We start from the raw sequence: 15,837 nt of genomic DNA on the forward strand, positions 1-15,837 counted from the left end.
GTCTCCGTGAACGGTCGAGCGGTTCGCCACGTACGCAGCGGTGGGAGTCGCGGACACGGTACGCGGCGATGATCCACTTGTCACACGTTCGGAAGGTATGCGGTGGCCCTGATCAACACATACGACGGCCGGCTGTTGCTCTCGGAGACGACGGTGGGCGCGGGCGCCCAGGTGCTGCTCCTCGCCTTCCTGGGCACGGCGATCGGACTGGGCCCGGCGGGCTGGCTGACCGGGCTGGCCTTCGGGCTCGCCACCTGGGCGGTTCTCAACCGCGCCCTGCTGCGTACCCGGACCCGTACCTTCGGCCCCGCCAACCGTGTCACGCTCGGGCGGGCGATACTCGTCGGCGCCGTCACCGCGCTGGTCGCCGACTCCTTCCAGAGCTCGCCGCCCGTCTCGCTCTTCGTCGGTCTGACGGCCGTCGCGCTGATCCTCGACGGCGTCGACGGCAAGGTGGCCCGCCGGACGGGGACTTCGACCGCGCTGGGCGCCCGCTTCGACATGGAGGTCGACGCGTTCCTGATCCTGGTGCTGAGCGTGTACGTCTCCATGTCGATGGGCCCGTGGGTGCTGCTGATCGGTCTGATGCGGTACGTGTTCGTGGCCGCCGCCAAGGTCGCCCCGTGGCTGAACAACTCCCTGCCGCACAGCATGGCCCGCAAGACCGTCGCCGCCGTCCAGGGTGTGTTCCTGCTGGTCGCCGCTTCCGGTCTGCTGCCGTACGCGGCGGGCTTCGGCCTGGTCGCGCTGGCGCTGGGCTCGCTGCTCTGGTCGTTCGGGCGGGACGTCGTCTGGCTGTTCCGCAACCGTGAGGGCCTCCGCGAGCACTCGGCCACGGCGACGGTGAACGAGGCGATGGCCACGGCGACCGTGAACGGGACGGTGACCGTGGCCATGGAGACCGCCGTCGTGACGGCCGTCGAGCGCCGCACGGCCGAGCTCGTCACGAGCTGAGCGGGACCGTGACGCGGCGGTTCCGAGCTGAGCGGAGTACGACTCCGGGACTCAGCGGACCGTGAGGACGATCTTCCCGGTCGTCCGGTCGGTCTCCCCCAGCGCGTGCGCCTTGGCCGCCTCGGCGAGGGGGAAGGTCGCCTCGACATGGGCCCGCAGCCTGCCCTCCTCGACGAGTCCGGCGATGGCCCGCATGCCCCCGTGGTCGGCCTCGACCAGCAGTTTCTCCAGCCGTACGCCCAGTGCGGCGGCCTTCTCCGCGTCCTCCTCCCCGCCGACCGGCAGGATGGAGACGAGGGTTCCGCCCCGACGCAGCACGTCCAGGGAACGGGTGCGGACGTCCCCCGCGAGGGTGTCCAGCACGACGTCCACGTCCCGGACCACCTCGGCGAAGTCCGTGGTCCGGTAGTCGATCAGCTCGTCGGCCCCGAGGTCGCGCAGCAGTTCGTGCTTGCCCGCGCTGGCCGTACCGATGACGTGCGCGCCGCGCGCCTTGGCGATCTGCACGGCGAGATGGCCCACTCCCCCGGCGGCGGCGTGGATCAGGACGCGCTGCCCGGACCGTACGTCGGCGGTGTCGACGAGCGCCTGGTACGCGGTGAGCGCGGCCAGCGGCAGGGCGGCCGCCTGAACGTGGTCGACGGTCGACGGCTTGCGGGCGAAGGCCCGGGTCGGACCCTTGGCGTACTCGGCGTACGCGCCCGCCCCATCCGGGTAGGGCAGCATCCCGAACACCTCGTCGCCCGGCTCGAAGAGGGTGACGCCCAGGCCGACCTCCTCGACGACGCCCGAGACGTCCCAGCCGAGCACGGGCAGCGGGTCGGGGTGCCACAGTCCGAAGGAGCGGTTCTTCCAGTCGGTCGGGTTGACGCCGGCCGCGTGCACCCGGACGAGGATCTCGCTCATCCTCGGCACCGGGCGGGGCAGTCGGGCCTCCCTCAGCACCTCCGGCCCGCCGAAGGAGTCCTGGGTCATGGCTCGCATGATTCGTGTCATGCGGTCCAGCCTGCTGGGGCCCGACGAACACGACAATGGCAGGATGGCCATCATTCGATGGGATCGTGCCACACTGGTCGTATGACATCCCCGCACCGGGTGGTGGTCCTCGCGCTCGACGGGGTCTACCCCTTCGAACTCGGCGTCCCGAGCCGCATCTTCGACGCGACCGAAGGTCTCTACGAGGTGCTGACCTGCACCCCGGACGGCCGCCCGGTGCGTTCGGCGGCCGACTTCGCCATCGCCGTGGACCACGGGCCCGAGGCGCTGGACACCGCCGACACCGTGATCGTCCCCTCGTTCGGCCTCTCCCCCACGGCGGCGCTGCTGGTCTCGGCGGAGCTGCCGGAGCCCGTGGCGGCGGCGCTGGCACGGATCCGGCCCGGCACCCGGGTGGTGTCCATCTGCACGGGCGCGTTCGTCCTCGCCGCGGCGGGACTCCTCGACGGCAGGCCCGCGACGACGCACTGGGCGCTGGCCGAGGCGTTCCGCAGCCGCTTCCCGCGGGTCGACCTGGACCCCGACGTCCTGTTCGTCGACGACGGCGACATCCTGACCTCGGCCGGCGCCGCCTCCGGCATCGACCTCTGTCTGCACCTCGTGCGCAGGGACCACGGCAGCGAGGTCGCCAACCGGGTCGCCCGCCGCTGCGTGGTGCCGCCGTGGCGGGAGGGCGGTCAGGCCCAGTACATCGAGCAGCCGGTCCCCCAGAACCCCGCCAACGGCACCGCCGCCACCCGGCAGTGGGCCCTCGAACACCTCGACGCCCCGCTCGCCCTGGCCGACCTCGCCGAGCACGCCCGGATGAGCCTGCGCACCTTCGCACGCCGCTTCAACGACGAGGTCGGCATGAGCCCCGGCCGCTGGCTCGTGCAACAGCGGGTGGCCCGCGCCCGGCACCTCCTGGAGTCCACCGACCTCCCGGTCGACGAGATCGCGGGCCACGTCGGCTTCGCCACCGGCACGTCGCTGCGCCAGCATCTGCACGCGGCGATCGGGGTGTCACCGCTGACGTATCGGCGCACGTTCCGGGCACGGACGGACGTACCCACCGGGGCTGATGCGCCCACCTAGGGGGTCCGGGTGAGGCCCCGCAGGAGCAGGTCGGCGAGGTGGGCGTAGGCGCCGGCGTCGTCCAGGCCCGTCGCCGCGACCACCTGGCGCTGCTGGATGCGGACCATCACCGAGGTGATGACCTCGGCGGCGAAGGGCACGTGGACCTCGCGGAACACACCGGCCGCCACACCCTCGTCGATCAGCTGCTGGACCCGGGCGGCCGCGGCGCGTGTATTGCGCTCGTACACCTCGGCCGCGGGTTCGAACGCGGCCACGTCGTCGAAGAAGGTCGGCGAGACGGGCGCGAGTTCGGCGGCGACCGCGCCCAGGTAGGCGGCCAGACGTCCGGCGGGGTCGGGCTCGGCCTCCAGCGCGGCCTCCACCCGCGCGGTGGCACCCCGGAAGAAGTGCACCACGACGGCGCGGACCAACTGCTCCTTGCTGCCGGCCAGCCCGTACAGCGTGCGCTTGGAGCAGCGCAGCCGGGCGGCGAGGTCGTCCAGCGTGAACTGAGCGAAACCCTCGGCGATCAACAGGGCCACCAGATCCTCGAACAGCTCCGACCGGCGGGCCGCGCCGCGCCGGGTCAGCTTCGGGGTGCCCACGGCGGAGGTCTCAGTCATTCGATCAGTATCCCAGGCCGACCATGCGCTACTCTAAGCGGTACTGAAGTACCGCCTTGAGTACCGCTTCGAGAATCGGATGGAGTTCGACATGGCCGTCGACCGCATGCTGCCCACCGAGGAAGCGGAAGATCTGATCGCGCTCGTCCGCGACCTCGCCGACCGCGAGCTCGCCACCCGGGTCGAGCGGCACGAAAGCACCGAGGAGTACCCCGAGGGCCTCTTCGCCATCCTGAGCAAGGCCGGACTGCTCGGCCTGCCGTATCCGGAGGAGTACGGCGGCGGCTCCCAGCCGTACGAGGTCTACCTCCAGGTGCTGGAGGAACTGGCGGCCCGGTGGGCAGCCGTCGCCGTGGCCACCAGCGTGCACACCCTGGCCTGCCACCCGCTGAACGCCTTCGGCACCGAGGCCCAGAAGCAGCGCTGGCTGCCGGACATGCTGGGCGGCGAACTGGTCGGCGGCTACAGCCTCTCCGAACCGCAGGCCGGCTCCGACGCCGCGGCCCTCGCCTGCAAGGCGGAACGCACCGACGCCGGCTACCGCGTCACCGGCACCAAGGCCTGGATCACCCACGGCGGGAAGGCCGACTTCTACGCGCTGTTCGCCCGCGTCGCTCCCGGAGCCGACGCCGGGCCCGGAGCCGGTGGCACGCCAGGAGCCCGCGTCGCGTCCGGAAGCGGCGGCATCTCCTGCTTCCTCGCTCCCGGTTCCGCCGAGGGCCTGTCCTTCGGCGTGCCGGAGCGGAAGATGGGCCTGCAGGGCATCCCGACCACCTCCGCCTACTGGGACGGAGCACTGCTGGAGGCCGACCGGCTGATCGGCGCCGAGGGGCAGGGCCTGCAGATCGCGTTCAGCGCCCTCGACTCCGGCCGCCTGGGGATCGCCGCCTGCGCCACCGGTCTCGCGCAGGCCGCCCTGGACGCCGCCGTCGACTACGCGGGCGAGCGCACCACGTTCGGCCGGAAGATCATCGACCACCAGGGCCTGGCGTTCCTGCTCGCCGACATGGCCGCCGCCGTCGACTCCGCGCGCGCCACCTACCTCGACGCGGCCCGCCGCCGCGACGCCGGTCTCCCCTTCGGACGACAGGCGAGCGTCGCCAAGCTCATCGCCACCGACGCCGCCATGAAGGTCACCACCGACGCGGTCCAGGTGCTCGGCGGCTACGGCTACACCCGCGACTTCCCGGTGGAGCGCTACATGCGGGAGGCGAAGATCATGCAGATATTCGAGGGCACCAACCAGATCCAACGCCTGGTCATCAGCCGCAGCCTGAGCCGCTGAGACCGCAGGAGCCACCGGGGCCGCTGAAGCCGAGGAGCCGCAGGAGCGGCCGGGGCGTCGGCTCGTCGCGCGGCCGGCCGCGCTAACCGGTGACCGCGCCGGCCCCGGGCGGCATGTTGTACGGCGTCACCACCTGGATCGCCGACGGAAGGAACGGCCCCTCGTCGGGCAGGGCCTGGTGGGCGCGCATGATCACCTGGCAGGCGCGGCGGACGTCCTGGCGAAGGTCGTGGTGGAGCACGGCGGAGAGCCGGTGCTCGCGCAGCAACCGGGTGTTGTCGTGGTCGAGGTCGTGGGCGACGAAGACGTGCGGCTCACGCCCGAGCGCGGCGAACGCGTCGAGCGTCGCGGTGTTGCCGCCGCCGATGGAGTAGACGGCGGCGATCCCCGGCTCCCGCTCCAGCGCGTCGAGGACGAGGTCCCGCTGGGTCGCGTCGAGGCCGTCGCTGTCGGTGACCTCCACCAGGGCCCGTCGCGGCGCGACCGCCCGCATCACCCCGCGGAACCCCATCTCGCGCTCCTCCTCGTTGCGGTAGAAGCTGCGGCTGAGCGTCACCAGCACGGCGCCCGGCCGGTCGCCGAGCCACTGCCGCAGCAGATACGCGGCGGTCGCCCCGGCGGCCCGGTTGTCTATGCCGACGTACGCGCCGCGCGGGCTGCTCGGCAGGTCGGTCACGAAGGTGACCACCGGGATCCCGGCCGCGACCAGACGTTCGACGGCGGCGGTGACCTCCGGGACGTCCGGCGCCTTGAGGATCACGCCCTGCGAGCCGCGCCGCCCGATCCGGTCGAGCACCCGCACCATCTCCGAGGCCGACCCCGTCTCCCGGAAGTGGAAACGGGAGCGCACGACCGCCGGGTGCAGGGACGGCAGCTCGGCCTCCAGCGCCTCACGGACCGCCGTGGAGAACCGGTCCGGGGTCTGCATCACGATGTCGACCATGAACGTACGGCCGCCGATGCGCACCTGCGTCCGCTGCCGGTCCAGGTCCCGCACGGCCTGGTGGACCTCACGGGCGGTGCTCTCGCGCACCCCGCCCCGGCCGTTGAGGACCCGGTCGACCGTGGCCTGGCTCAGCCCGGCCTGCCGGGCGATCTCACGGATCGTGTAGGGGTGCGCCATGGGGGTGTGTGTCCTGGATCTCGATGGGTCGGCCGTGAATCGGAGCGGGGCCGGCGGTGGATCGGAGCGGGGCCGGCGGTGGATCGGATGATGGGTTTTTGATGGTCCGCTGCGGGTTGTACGAGGGGCCCCGCGCCCCCAAGACTGACAGAGGCGAGGGCGCTGTGAAAGGCGTACGAGACCGAGGCGACCGGGACCGCCGCAGGTCCCGGCACGGACCGCCTGAGCCGATCGAAAGGAAGCACCCCCAGATGGCACTACTGGAGGACAAGGTCGTCCTCGTCAACGGCGGCAGCCAGGGCGTCGGCGCGGGCGTCGTCCGCGCGGCCCTGCGCGAGGGCGCGACCGTCGCGTTCACGGGCCGCCGCGCCGAGGTCGGCGAGCGGCTCGCGGCGGACACCGGCGCCTGCTTCGTCCGGGCCGACCTGACGGACCCCGCGCAGGTGCGCGGCGCCGTGGACCAGGTCGTCGCCGCGCACGGCCGGGTCGACAGCCTCGTCAACGCGGCCGGCCTGACCTCACGCGGCTCCCTCCTCGACACCTCGCCCGAGCTGTTCGACGCGCACATCGCGATCAACCTGCGCGCCCCGTTCTTCGCCATGCAGGCCGTGGTCCAGCACCTGGTGGCCCGCTCGGAGCCCGGCACGATCGTCAACATCGGCTCGAACTGCGCGCACGGCGGCCCGCCGTTCCTGGCCCCGTACTCCGCCGCGAAAGCCGGTCTGGCCGGCCTCACCCGCAACGCCGCCCACGCCCACCGCTGGAACCGGATCCGGATCAACGACCTCAACATCGGCTGGACGGAGACCGAGGGCGAGGACGCGATCCAGCGCGAGTTCCACGACGCGGGCGACGACTGGCGCGAGCGGGCCGCCGAGCGCCTGCCGATGGGCAGGCTGGGCCAGGTCGACGAGATCGCCGACTTCGTCGTCTTCCTCCTGTCCGACCGCAGCGGCGTGGTCACCGGCTCGGTGATCGACTGGGACCAGAACGTCCCGGGCGCCTCGGACTGACCCGCTCCACACCTGCTTCCCACCCGCTCCCCACTCGCTTCCCACCTGCTTCCCACCTGCTTCCCACCTGTTTCATCTGCACTTTCGAAAGGGACACTCGTCATGCGCATTGGCATCCTGGGGCTGGGCCGCATCGGCGCCTTCCACGCCGGGACTCTCGCCGGACTGGACGTCGTGGAGGAGCTGGTGGTCTCCGACCCGGTGGCCGCCGCGGCGCTGGCGGCCGGCGAGAAGTTCGGCGCCACCGTGGTCGATTCGCCCGAGGCGGTGTTCGCCTCGGGGATCGACGGTGTCGTGATCACCGCCGCCACCGACGCGCACCCGGGGCTGATCCTGGCCGCCGTCGAGGCGGGCGTCCCGGTGTTCTGCGAGAAGCCGGTGGCGAAGACGGTCGAGGAGAGCCTGACCGTGCTGCGCGCCGTGCGCGAGAGCGGCATCGAGGCGCAGATCGGCTTCAACCGCCGCTTCGACGCGGGCTGTGTGACCGCCCGCGAGGCCGTCCTCAGCGGTGAGCTGGGCACGCTGCACACCGTACGGTCGACCACCCTCGACCCCGCCCCGCCGCCGGCGGCCTATGTCGCGGTGTCGGGCGGCATCTTCCGCGACTGCGCGGTGCACGACTTCGACGTGGTGCGCTGGGTGACCGGCCGTGAGGTCGTCGAGGTGTACGCGACGGGTGGCAACAAGGGAGCGGAGTACATCAAGGAGGCGGGTGACGTCGACACGGCGTCCGCGCTCCTGACCTTCGACGACGGCACCATCGGCGTCATCTCCAACACCCGTCACAACGCCCGGGGCTACGACGTCCGTCTGGAGGTCCACGGCATGAAGGACAGCATCGCCGCCGGCCTCGACACCCAGCTCCCGCTGCGCTCCGCCGAGCCCGGGGTGACCTTCCCCTCCGGCGTCCCGCACACCTTCTTCATGGACCGCTTCACCGGCGCCTACCGCGCCGAGCTCACCGCGTTCACCGAGGTCGTCGCCGGCACCCGCACCTCGCCCTGCACGGTCGCGGACGCCCTGGAGGCCAGCTGGATCGCCGAAGCGGCGACCCTGTCCGTGGCCGAGCGCCGCCCGGTACGGCTGGAGGAGGTCCGCAAGGAGGCCTGAGCAGCACCGGGGCGCCCGGCACGCCCCCACCCGGCCCCAGGCATCCCCGGCGTCCGCACCGCCTCCGCCCCGGCATCCCACCGCCCCCGCCTCCCGGCGACCCCGACCGCACCGGTCGGAGCGCCGGAGTGCGGGGGCGGATCTACGCTGGAAAACGGCCGCTGGAAAGCAGCCGCTGGAATCCAGCCCTGACGGGACGGCTGTCCGGACGGAGGCATGTTGCGTGGAAATGGCCGACCAGCAGGATGCCCCCACCGCCGCCGTGGTGGTCGACGCGGACGGCGTGGTGAGCGGCTGGAGCGAGGGAGCCACACTGCTGCTGGGCTGGACGGCGGCGGACACCGTCGGGCGCCCGGTGGCCGAGCTGCTGGCCGATCCCGTACCGCCCGGCTTCCCGAAGGACCATGGCGTCCCCGACCCCACGGGGTTCGTCCCCCTCCGCCACCGGGACGGTTCCACGCTGGACGCCGTGATGGCGGTCCACCCCCTGCACGGCACCGACAGCCGGGCGCTGGGCCACGTCCTGACCGTGCAACGCTGGGGGCGCCGCCCGGTGATCGCCGACCGGGCCTTTGAGCAGTGTCCCTTCGCGCTGGGTGTCTACGACCCTGAGCTGCGGTTCCTGTGGATCAACGCCTCCTCCGGCCGGGTGATCGCGCACACCGAGGAGCAGGTGCTCGGCAAGAAGTACCGCGAGCTGTTTCCGGAGTTCGACCGCTCCCTGTTCCCCGAACGGGACGACAAGCCCTACACCGACGCGCTCGCCGAAGTGGCGAGGACGGGCGAGGCCACGCGTCTCATCACCGTCTTCCGCCCGCGCGGCAGTGACTACGCCAATGCCTGGGCCACCAGCATCTGGCCCGTCCGGGACGCCGAGGGCACGGTCCGCGCGGTCGCCAACTGGGGATTCGACATGAGCGCCGAGTACTGGGCCCGGCAGCGCCTGCTCCTCCTCAACGAGGCCAGCAGCGGAATCGGCCGGACACTCGACGTGATCGGCACGGCCGAGGAGCTGGCCAGGACGCCCGTACCGGGATTCGTCGATCTTGTCACCGTGGACCTCTTCGACGAGGTGCTGCGCGGGGAGGAGCCGCCCTCACCATCCGCGTTCAGCCCCCGCGAGGCCCTCACGCTCAGCCGCGCCGCACAGCACAGCGCGAGGGACGACGGCTCCTCCCTCCCCGAGCCACCCAAGCCGGTCAGCCACGCCGCCGGTTCCGTGGCCGCCCGCTGCATGGCCACCGGCAGGTCCACGGTCGAGCTGACCGCGCCGTCCGGGCAAGGCGGCGAATGGGCGTTCGGCCCGGGGCTCGCCGCCGACCCGGCCCACTGGCCGCCGGGCAACCCGGTGGTCGACGAGTCGCTCGCCGAGGACGGACTGACCGGCCGGATCACCGTGCCGCTACGGGCGCGCGGCGCGCTGCTCGGTGTCGTCGTGTTCTCCCGCAGGGACCGGCCCGAGGCGTTCACCGCCGACGATCTGATCCTCGCCGAAGAGCTGAGCGCCAAGGCGGCCGTGGCCATCGACAACGCCCGCCGGTACTCACGCGAGCGCACGACCGCGCTGACCCTGCAGCGCAGCCTGCTGCCTCAGCGGCTGCCGAGCCAGGAGGCGGTCGAGGTGGCCTCCCGCTATCTGCCCGCCGGGACCGGCTCGGAGGTGGGCGGTGACTGGTTCGACGTCATTCCGCTGTCCGGCGCCCGTGTGGCCCTGGTCGTCGGCGATGTCGTGGGGCACGGCCTGCACGCGTCGGCCAGCATGGGCCGGCTGCGCACGGCGGTACGCACCCTCGCCGACGTGGACCTGCCGCCGGACGAGCTGCTCACCCATCTGGACGATCTGGTCCTGCACCTCGCCAGCGACCACCAGCCCGGCGGGCACTTCCAGCCGACCGGCGAGTCAGGGGCCACCTGTCTGTACGCCGTCTACGACCCGGTCTCGCGCCGTTTCACGGTGGCGAGCGCCGGCCATCCGCTGCCGCTGGTCGTCTTCCCGGACGGCACCAGCATGCCCGTACCGGCACAGCCGGGGCCGCCGCTCGGCATCGGCGGGCTGCCCTTCGAGGCGACCGAGGTAGAGCTCCCCGAGGGCAGTCTGCTCGCCCTGTACACCGACGGCCTGGTGGAGAGCCGCGAACGCGACGTGGACCAGCGGATCGCCGAGCTGCTGCGGGTCCTGCGGCCTTCCGCGACGTCACTGGAGACCCTCTGCGACACGGTGATGGACGCCATGCTCCTGCCCGATCGCCGTACCGACGACGCGGCCCTGCTGCTCGCTCGCACGCACGCGCTGGACCCCCACCATGTCGCCGACTGGGACGTCGAGGCCGACTTCGCGCAGGTGCAGCAGGCCCGGCAGGCGGCCGTCGACCAGGTGGAGGCGTGGGGTCTGGCCGAGGCGGCGTTCATCACCGAACTGGTCGTCAGCGAGCTGGTGACCAACGCCATCAGATACGGCGAGCCGCCGATCAGGCTGCGGCTGATCCGTGACACGGCTCTGATCTGCGAGGTCTCCGACTCCAGTAACACGGCCCCGCATCTGCGCCGGGCCCGGGCCTTCGACGAGGGCGGCCGGGGCCTGTTGCTCGTCGCCCAGCTCACGCAGGGGTGGGGCACCCGGCACACCACCGACGGAAAGACGATCTGGTGCGCGCAGGCCCTCACCCCTCCGGAGCCTTGACGAGTCCGAGCCGCTCTCAGGCGCTGGAGCGGACGACCAGGCGCGTGGGCAGGATCAGCGGGGTGGGGTCCTGCCCGTTGACGAGCGCGACGAGCATGCGCGCCGTCTCCCGTCCGAGAGCCGTTATCGGCTGGTGGACGGTGGTGAGCGGCGGATCGGCGATCCGGGCCACGGCCAGGTCGTCGAACCCGACCACGGCGACGTCGTCGGGAACCGGCCGCCCCGCCCCCCGCAGGGTGCGCAGCGCCCCCGCCCCCATGTTGTCGTTGGCGGCGAACACCGCGTCCACATCCGGGTGTTCCGCCAGCAGCGCGGCCATGACGGCGGCCCCGCCGGGCTCCGTGAAGTCGCCCTCGTACGGCGGGAACGGTTCGCGCCCGGCGGCCAGCATCGCGTCCCGGTAGCCGCGGTACCGCGCGCGGCCCACCTCGGTGTCCAGCGGCCCGCAGATCGCGGCCACCCGGTTGCGGCCCTGGGAGAGCAGGTACTCGGTGGCCTCGCGCGCTCCGCCGGTGTTGTCGACGTCCACGTACCAGCGGGGGTCCGAACCGACGGGGCGGCCACCGAACACCACCGGCATCTCCGCCGCCTCCGCCGTCCGCGCCAGCGGATCGTTCTCGCGCAGCGCCATCAGCATGACGCCGTCGGCGCCCTTGCCGCGCAGCAGCTCCTCCACCCGTCTGCGGCCCCGGTCGGTCGCGGCCAGACACAGCATCAGATGCAGGTCGGCCTCCTCCAGCGCGGCCGACGCCCCCACGATCACCTGGGCGAAGAAGGGGTCCGCGAAGATCGACGGATCCTCGCCCGAGACGACCAGCGCGGCCGCTCCCGTCTGGCGGGTGGCCAGCGCGCGGGCCGTCGGATTGGGCACGTAACCGAGCTGCCGGACGGCCCGCTCGACGGCCTCGCGTTTCCCCCGGCTGACGTGCGGCGCGTTGTTGAGCACCCGGGAGGCCACGGAGCGGGAGACCCCCGCGAGCGCGGCCACGGCATCGAGTGTGGGATGGCGACGCGGCGGATCCCCTGCCATGACCATATGGACCCCTCCCCCTGGCCGAAAACTGGGAGCGCTTCCGGTCATAGGGACCGTAGAGCCTCGAACTCGCCCTGTACAGAGGGAGTTTCACCCCTCGACTCTTGACAGTTCTACCAGCCAGCCACACGATACCGACCACACCCCAAAGGTTCTCCGTGCATCTGGGAGCGCTTCCGGTGGGAGCGCTCCCAACTCCTCCAGGCACGTCGAACCACCGCACTTCCTCAGTGCGTCGCACGCTCTGGACGAGAGCGTGCGACGCATCCCTGCCAGGAATTCCGAGGTGATGTCATGCGCCGCAGGCTCCGCGCCCTGATGGCAGCGCTCTGCTCGCTACCGCTCGCGTTCGCCGCCGCTCCGTCCGCCCATGCCGCCGACCCGACCAGCATGACCAGCGGGTTCTATGTGGACCCCGACAACAGCGCGAAGCGGTGGACCGCCGCCAACCCCGGTGACGGCCGGGCGTCCGCGATCAACGCCTCCATCGCCAACACCCCGATGGCCCGCTGGTTCGGCTCGTGGAGCGGCTCGATCGGCACGGCCACGAGCTCGTTCACGGGCGCCGCGGACAGCCGGGACAAGCTGCCCATCCTCGTCGCGTACAACGTCTACAACCGCGACTACTGCGGCGGGCACTCCGCGGGCGGCGCCTCCTCGCCGTCCGCCTACGCGAGCTGGATCTCCCAGTTCGCCGGCGGTATCGGCAACCGTCCGGCCCTGGTGATCCTGGAGCCGGACTCCCTCGGCGACTACGGCTGCATGAACCAGGCGCAGATAGCCGAGCGCCAGAGCATGCTCAGCGGCGCCGTCTCCCAGTTCAACCGCCAGGCCCCCAACACCTGGGTGTACATGGACGCCGGCAACCCCGCCTGGACGGACGCCGCGACCATGGCCAAGCGGCTGCACGAAGCGGGCCTGCGGCAGGCCCACGGCTTCTCGCTGAACATCTCCAACTACCTCACCACGGGCGAGAACACCGCCTACGGCAACGCGGTGAACAGCCAGCTCAGTTCCCGCTACGGCTACACCAAGCCGTTCGTCGTGGACACCAGCCGCAACGGCAACGGCTCCAACGGCCAGTGGTGCAACCCCTCGGGCCGCCGCATCGGCCCCGCCACCCAGATGGGCGGCGGCGCCGAGATGCTGCTGTGGATCAAGGTGCCGGGCGAGTCGGACGGCAACTGCGGTGTGGGATCCGGCTCCTCGGCCGGTCAGTTCCTGCCCGAGGTCGCCTACAAGATGATCTACGGCTACTGACCACCGCCGACCCACTGCGCCAGGACTCCGTGGCCCGGTCCACTCGCCCCGCGACCGGGCCACGGGCTCGACGTCAGCCGGAAGGCCCCGCCGTCAGCCGGGTGAGGTCTCGACGTCAGCCGGAGGAGGTCTCCTCCAGCTTCTCGAAGAAGAACTCGTGCTTCAGAAAGGAGACGTCGTACTCGTGACCGGACCGGGGCGGCAGGAGCTGCGACGCCTGGAAGAGGCGCCAGCCGTCGAGCAGCGCGTCGAGCCCCGTCGGGTAGGGCGGCTCGTCGCTGTCTCCCGCCGTCGGACGGGTCCGGCCGGTCCCGTCGTACCGGGACCAGCCCACGACCGGGGAGTCGAGCGCCGAGGTCGACAGATACAGGACCAGGACCTGTTGCCTCATGCGTGGCTCCTCAGGGCGGGCCGGTTGCTGACGCGCGTGACCCAGTACTCGACGTCGAACGACTCGTCACCGGTCAGGGCCCGCCACAGCAGGACCCGGTTGTAGATCTCCAGTCGGCCGGTGGCCTGCTCGTACCACGGGAAGTGGGTGTCCAGCTCCGCGGTGACGGCCGGGTCGTGCAGGTCGCTGGTGTCCCACAGGCGCACCTGCGGCACGGTCGGGTTGAGGCGCAGTTTGTACATGAAGCGGCGGCGGGCGGTGTCGTTGCGGCGGCCACCGTGCCAGATGCCGTGGTGCACGAGGACGACCGTGCCGGCCGGGCAGGTCAGCCGGGTCTGCCCCCGCAGGTTCTGGACGCGGCCGATGTCCGTCTCGTTGATCCGGCGCAGATGGCTGCCGGGCACGCTGAGGGTGCCGCCCATCTCGGCGGTCACCTCGTGCGGGTAGTACATGAGCTGGATGTCGAACGCGTCCGGCCGTACGTCGATGATCGCGTCCGCGTGGAGGTCCTGTGCGTGGCCCTCGTGGGGCTCGCGGACGTGCACGGCATGGTGGTCGACGGTCGGGTCGGGTCCGACCAGACTCTCCACCGCACCAGCGACGACGGGCAGTTCGAGCAGCGCGTGGACGAAGGTGTCGGGCGGGTACGCCGCGCTCAGCGGGGTGCCGTACGGCACTCCCGGCAGGCCCTCGGCCAGCGCGGCGACGGCCCGTTCGTTGATGTCCGGCGGCACCACCCCGTCCAGGCGCAGGAATCCCTGCGCGACGAAGCGGGCCACCTGAACCGAGGTCAGGAGGTGCTTGCTGGTAGGCATACGACGAACCTACGGACCGCACCCCGCCCTGTAGTGGGCTGAAATCTTCCTGTGGTGGTCCATTTTCGCGACCGACAACCGGCGCGGCAGGTGGGCGCCCCCGAACGGGAGGCGCCCACCGCCGTGGACTACGCGGACTAGGCGGACTAGGCGGACCCGGTGTTCCCCAGCAGTTCGTCGGCCCGCCGCACGTAGTTCGCGTCCGGCATCCGGCGCACCTGCTCCACCGATTCCACCGTGTGCCGGGAGGAGCGGACGAGATCCGCGAACTCCGCCCGGCTGTAGCCCGCGTGCTCGCGCAGCGCCTGTGTCACGGCGCCCCACGTCCGCGGACTGTCCGAGGGGTCGGGTTCGCGGTCCACCGCCGTCCCCTCGTCGGCCACTGCCTCGTCGTAGGCCGGGTGACGCTCGTACCGGTGGCCGCCCCCCGACGGCCACCGGCATGAGGCTGTCAGGAGATGGGAGGCACGTCGTTGCAGTCGGGTACGCCCGCCAGCCAGGCCGGGCCCTTGATGTAGATGTTGGTGACCCAGGCCTTGTAGTCGGGCAGGTAGGACCAGACGTCGTTCTCGTAGCCCTCCGCCCTGACCATCTCCGCGTGCTTCTGGCAGTACACGCGGATGGTGGTCGAGTACGGGAAGGCGTAGACGCGGCGGGCGGCGAGGCTGGGCTCGGCCTTGGTCCAGACGCCGGTGCCCCAGGTCTGGTGGATGTTGCCGGTGGGCGCACCGGTGTTGACGCGGACGGCGCCGAAGTAGGTGCTGCCCAGGCGGACGTCACTCACCATCAGCTTGGTGCCGGACTGCCTGGCCTCGACCATCTTGCCGGCGCCGAGGTAGATGGCGATGTGCTGCATGTCCGTCGAGTCCTTGCCATAGGCGAGGAGATCGCCGGGCAGCAGCGGGGCGAGGCCCTGCGCGGCGGTGAAGCGGGCGGCGGCGCGGTGCGTGTAGAACTGCTGGCTGGCGACGCCGTTGAGGATGTCCGTGCCACCGGTGGCCTGGGCGTACGCGTACCGGACGAGGCCGGAGCAGTCGAACCCGCGCCGCTCGGGGTCGTGTTCGCTGGCGGGGTCGGTTGGGTCAACCTGCCCGTAGGTGGCCCCGGGTGTGGCCCCGTGCCCGCCGCCCCAGGTGTACCAGGTACCGGCCGCGACCTCGGCGCACGCAGCGGCGATCGCCCGCTCGGCGGCGGCGGACGCGCCGGGCGCGAGGGGGCGGCAGTCGTCGGCGGTGGGAGCGGCGGGCGCCGCCTGCGCGGTGGCGGTCGTGGCCACCGGCGCCCAGAGGAGGACGGCCAGGAGTGTGATCAGTGTGCGTGTGATCAGTGTGCGGTTGAGTCCGGTCCGGCTCACCATGCCGGGACCCCCGATTCCTGTTTGACGTGGATCATGTGGTCGTTGCGGTCGTGCGGTGCGGTCCTGCGGCAGCTTGCCCTTCCGCGGCCCCGTCGTGGAGGCGTGAGGTGTCGCCCCCTTCGATCGGGCAACCGGGAAACA

General features: G+C 71.9%; 14 protein-coding genes and 1 pseudogene. 7 read left to right on the plus strand and 8 right to left on the minus strand.

From position 1 onward, the window contains the following. Positions 1-102 precede the first annotated feature (102 nt). Positions 103-954 carry a CDP-alcohol phosphatidyltransferase family protein gene (locus ACZ9QC_RS06380; RefSeq protein ID WP_472919225.1) on the plus strand — a complete coding sequence of 284 codons (852 nt, stop codon included), beginning with the start codon at positions 103-105 and terminating at the stop codon, positions 952-954. Between the two features lie 51 nt (positions 955-1,005). Here ACZ9QC_RS06380 and ACZ9QC_RS06385 read toward each other — a convergent pair whose 3' ends face one another. Further along, entirely contained in the window at positions 1,006-1,938 is a 933-nt protein-coding gene (locus ACZ9QC_RS06385) for an NADP-dependent oxidoreductase (protein ID WP_472921614.1), read from the minus strand. Positions 1,939-2,031: 93 nt separating this feature from the next. On the opposite strand from ACZ9QC_RS06385, the gene ACZ9QC_RS06390 reads away from it, so the two are divergent. Next, complete coding sequence (locus tag ACZ9QC_RS06390) at positions 2,032-3,024, plus strand: GlxA family transcriptional regulator (RefSeq protein ID WP_472919226.1); 993 nt, start codon at positions 2,032-2,034, stop codon at positions 3,022-3,024. Here ACZ9QC_RS06390 and ACZ9QC_RS06395 read toward each other — a convergent pair. Continuing rightward, a complete protein-coding gene (locus tag ACZ9QC_RS06395) occupies positions 3,021-3,629 on the minus strand; it encodes a TetR/AcrR family transcriptional regulator (protein ID WP_472919227.1) in 609 nt (202 codons plus the stop codon). The two genes, ACZ9QC_RS06390 and ACZ9QC_RS06395, sit on opposite strands and share 4 nt — an antisense overlap. 91 nt (positions 3,630-3,720) lie before the next feature. On the opposite strand from ACZ9QC_RS06395, the gene ACZ9QC_RS06400 reads away from it, so the two are divergent. Beyond that, positions 3,721-4,914, plus strand: coding sequence for an acyl-CoA dehydrogenase family protein (locus ACZ9QC_RS06400; protein WP_472919228.1), 1,194 nt, complete (start codon positions 3,721-3,723; stop codon positions 4,912-4,914). 82 nt (positions 4,915-4,996) lie between these two features. On the opposite strand, the gene ACZ9QC_RS06405 is transcribed toward ACZ9QC_RS06400, so the two are convergent. Then, positions 4,997-6,037, minus strand: coding sequence for a LacI family DNA-binding transcriptional regulator (locus tag ACZ9QC_RS06405; RefSeq protein ID WP_184901737.1), 1,041 nt, complete (start codon positions 6,035-6,037; stop codon positions 4,997-4,999). 251 nt (positions 6,038-6,288) lie between these two features. Between ACZ9QC_RS06405 and ACZ9QC_RS06410 the strand changes: the two genes are divergently transcribed. The 3 genes from ACZ9QC_RS06410 to ACZ9QC_RS06420 all read left to right on the plus strand — a co-directional run bounded on the left by ACZ9QC_RS06410 (position 6,289) and on the right by ACZ9QC_RS06420 (position 10,840). Then, complete coding sequence (locus ACZ9QC_RS06410; RefSeq protein ID WP_472919229.1) at positions 6,289-7,050, plus strand: SDR family oxidoreductase; 762 nt, start codon at positions 6,289-6,291, stop codon at positions 7,048-7,050. Positions 7,051-7,152: 102 nt separating this feature from the next. Then, positions 7,153-8,160 (plus strand): Gfo/Idh/MocA family protein, encoded by a 1,008-nt coding sequence (locus ACZ9QC_RS06415; protein WP_472919230.1) that lies wholly within the window; start codon positions 7,153-7,155, stop codon positions 8,158-8,160. A 229-nt stretch (positions 8,161-8,389) separates the two neighbouring features. Beyond that, positions 8,390-10,840, plus strand: coding sequence for a SpoIIE family protein phosphatase (locus ACZ9QC_RS06420; protein WP_472919231.1), 2,451 nt, complete (start codon positions 8,390-8,392; stop codon positions 10,838-10,840). Positions 10,841-10,856: 16 nt separating this feature from the next. Here the strand turns inward: ACZ9QC_RS06420 and ACZ9QC_RS06425 are convergent, their stop codons facing one another. Further along, the gene (locus ACZ9QC_RS06425) at positions 10,857-11,870 is read right to left on the minus strand and encodes a LacI family DNA-binding transcriptional regulator (RefSeq protein ID WP_472919232.1); all 1,014 of its coding nucleotides are present in this window, start codon (positions 11,868-11,870) and stop codon (positions 10,857-10,859) included. 297 nt (positions 11,871-12,167) lie between these two features. On the opposite strand from ACZ9QC_RS06425, the gene ACZ9QC_RS06430 reads away from it, so the two are divergent. Beyond that, positions 12,168-13,133: a glycoside hydrolase family 6 protein gene (locus ACZ9QC_RS06430; RefSeq protein WP_472919233.1), complete on the plus strand. Its 966-nt coding sequence runs from the start codon at positions 12,168-12,170 to the stop codon at positions 13,131-13,133. Between the two features lie 115 nt (positions 13,134-13,248). Here ACZ9QC_RS06430 and ACZ9QC_RS06435 read toward each other — a convergent pair whose 3' ends face one another. The 4 genes and pseudogenes from ACZ9QC_RS06435 to ACZ9QC_RS06450 form a co-directional block, all read right to left on the minus strand. Beyond that, positions 13,249-13,524, minus strand: a complete 276-nt coding sequence (locus ACZ9QC_RS06435; RefSeq protein WP_316724611.1) for a hypothetical protein — start codon at positions 13,522-13,524, stop codon at positions 13,249-13,251. Beyond that, positions 13,521-14,339, minus strand: a complete 819-nt coding sequence (locus ACZ9QC_RS06440) for a phytanoyl-CoA dioxygenase family protein (RefSeq protein ID WP_472919234.1) — start codon at positions 14,337-14,339, stop codon at positions 13,521-13,523. Before ACZ9QC_RS06440 ends, ACZ9QC_RS06435 begins: the two co-directional genes overlap by 4 nt. Before the next feature lie 152 nt (positions 14,340-14,491). After that, positions 14,492-14,722 (minus strand): annotated as a pseudogene (locus ACZ9QC_RS06445) (helix-turn-helix domain-containing protein); the annotation flags it as partial. Between the two features lie 68 nt (positions 14,723-14,790). Continuing rightward, positions 14,791-15,696 carry a C40 family peptidase gene (locus ACZ9QC_RS06450; RefSeq protein ID WP_472919235.1) on the minus strand — a complete coding sequence of 302 codons (906 nt, stop codon included), beginning with the start codon at positions 15,694-15,696 and terminating at the stop codon, positions 14,791-14,793. Between the last annotated feature and the right edge of the window lie 141 nt (positions 15,697-15,837).

Source organism: Streptomyces sp. HUAS MS02 (assembly GCF_055702265.1).

Excerpts from the sequence above, each read along its gene's own strand:
- ACZ9QC_RS06415 (WP_472919230.1), top strand. The coding sequence starts at position 7,153 with ATGCGCATTGGCATCCTGGGGCTGGGCCGCATCGGCGCCTTCCACGCC.
- ACZ9QC_RS06400 (WP_472919228.1), top strand. The coding sequence starts at position 3,721 with ATGGCCGTCGACCGCATGCTGCCCACCGAGGAAGCGGAAGATCTGATC.
- ACZ9QC_RS06395 (WP_472919227.1), bottom strand. The coding sequence starts at position 3,629 with ATGACTGAGACCTCCGCCGTGGGCACCCCGAAGCTGACCCGGCGCGGC.
- ACZ9QC_RS06390 (WP_472919226.1), top strand. The coding sequence starts at position 2,032 with ATGACATCCCCGCACCGGGTGGTGGTCCTCGCGCTCGACGGGGTCTAC.
- ACZ9QC_RS06425 (WP_472919232.1), bottom strand. The coding sequence starts at position 11,870 with ATGGCAGGGGATCCGCCGCGTCGCCATCCCACACTCGATGCCGTGGCC.
- ACZ9QC_RS06450 (WP_472919235.1), bottom strand. The coding sequence starts at position 15,696 with ATGGTGAGCCGGACCGGACTCAACCGCACACTGATCACACGCACACTG.
- ACZ9QC_RS06440 (WP_472919234.1), bottom strand. The coding sequence starts at position 14,339 with ATGCCTACCAGCAAGCACCTCCTGACCTCGGTTCAGGTGGCCCGCTTC.
- ACZ9QC_RS06435 (WP_316724611.1), bottom strand. The coding sequence starts at position 13,524 with ATGAGGCAACAGGTCCTGGTCCTGTATCTGTCGACCTCGGCGCTCGAC.
- ACZ9QC_RS06410 (WP_472919229.1), top strand. The coding sequence starts at position 6,289 with ATGGCACTACTGGAGGACAAGGTCGTCCTCGTCAACGGCGGCAGCCAG.
- ACZ9QC_RS06385 (WP_472921614.1), bottom strand. The coding sequence starts at position 1,938 with ATGCGAGCCATGACCCAGGACTCCTTCGGCGGGCCGGAGGTGCTGAGG.
- ACZ9QC_RS06430 (WP_472919233.1), top strand. The coding sequence starts at position 12,168 with ATGCGCCGCAGGCTCCGCGCCCTGATGGCAGCGCTCTGCTCGCTACCG.
- ACZ9QC_RS06405 (WP_184901737.1), bottom strand. The coding sequence starts at position 6,037 with ATGGCGCACCCCTACACGATCCGTGAGATCGCCCGGCAGGCCGGGCTG.
- ACZ9QC_RS06420 (WP_472919231.1), top strand. The coding sequence starts at position 8,390 with ATGGCCGACCAGCAGGATGCCCCCACCGCCGCCGTGGTGGTCGACGCG.